The organism is Oleiphilus sp. HI0079, from assembly GCF_001635105.1.
This window is the reverse complement of sequence record NZ_LWFT01000010.1, coordinates 1-789: the sequence shown is the minus strand read 5'-3', so window position 1 is coordinate 789 and position 789 is coordinate 1. Positions and strand designations below refer to the sequence as shown.

Here is a 789-nt window from a genome sequence, read left to right as displayed (position 1 = left end):
ACAGTGGTGATCGTAAACATTCCATTCGCATTGAGCTTGATAGTCTCTCAACTGTGTGGGGCATTGAGAGTCAGTTGCGTTCAGCGGTCTCTAACCTTGTCTTTAACGCTGTGAAATATACCCCGGCGGGTGGCGATGTTTTGATAAAGTGGCTGCAGGATCACGCTGGTTGCCACTTGTTGGTCAAGGACACCGGTTGCGGTTTTGACCCCGTTCATATTCCGCGACTTACGGAGCGGTTTTATAGGGCGGACCCAAGCCGCAACCAGAATACTGGAGGCTCAGGCCTTGGATTGGCCATTGTAAAGCACGTGTTGATTAACCATAGCGCAACGCTTGAAGTAAACAGTGTGCTCAATCAGGGAAGTGAATTTACCTGCCACTTCCCAAATCAACGGATTATTGATCACTCTAGTTCTGTGCAACAACAGCGCTAACGGTAGATTCTTTTTTCACCCAAAAAACGACCCCGCCGCAGACAGCCGCAGGTAAAATAATCAGGTTGATGATTGGTACCAGCGTTAGCCCAAAAGTGCACAGGCCAAAGCCCAGCGCTGCGCCACGGTGCTGACCCAAGATTTTCCTTAAGTCATCAAATGAAACGCCATTATTGTCGGCAGGATAGTCGACATATTGTATCGCCATCATCCAGCCTGAGAAAACGATCCACACAATCGCTACAATCGCATTCACGCCAGGGATCAATCCGAGAACAAACAGCGCCAATACGCGCGGTAAATAGTACATGAGTTTGCGCAGCTCGCGGAAAACGGTTCTTGGAATCAGTTT

At 49.0% G+C, this 789-nt stretch carries 2 protein-coding genes; one reads left to right on the top strand and one right to left on the bottom strand.

Annotated elements, in window-relative coordinates:
- On the top strand, positions 1 to 437 hold a 437-nt coding region (locus tag A3750_RS00280; protein WP_231871649.1), incomplete at its 5' end, for an ATP-binding protein.
- On the opposite strand, the gene cysZ is transcribed toward A3750_RS00280, so the two are convergent.
- Positions 412 to 789 (bottom strand): sulfate transporter CysZ (gene cysZ / locus A3750_RS00275; RefSeq protein ID WP_082873138.1); only part of this gene is annotated, 378 nt, incomplete at its 5' end. The two genes, A3750_RS00280 and cysZ, sit on opposite strands and share 26 nt — an antisense overlap.